Source organism: Legionella navarrensis (assembly GCF_052527415.1).
The window spans coordinates 1-230 of the sequence record NZ_JBNVZR010000073.1 but is presented as its reverse complement, the minus strand read 5'-3'; the positions used below and the strand labels follow the sequence as shown (position 1 = coordinate 230).

Sequence of the window (230 nt, the reverse complement as noted above, 5' to 3'; positions counted from 1 at the left end):
GCGCTCAATGGCGCGTAAAATGATGCGGTCACCGCGGTTGATGCGGATACTGTAGGTGTTGGCAACGCCCGATAAACGCTCAAGATCCGCTGCATTGTAATGAGTGGCGCATACTTTCCAGATGGCGCGGTCAATCTGCGGATTGCGTAAGCGCTTATAAAGTTCATACTCTTTCGGAGCGGCAACAACTCCGCGCCAGAATACTACGGGCTTTGTTCCAGGCATGGATA

The 230-nt window shown here is 52.6% G+C and carries 1 protein-coding gene; it reads right to left on the bottom strand.

The features are described from left to right. Positions 1-230 (bottom strand): hypothetical protein (locus ACQUTA_RS13170; protein WP_444988723.1); only part of this gene is annotated, 230 nt, incomplete at both ends.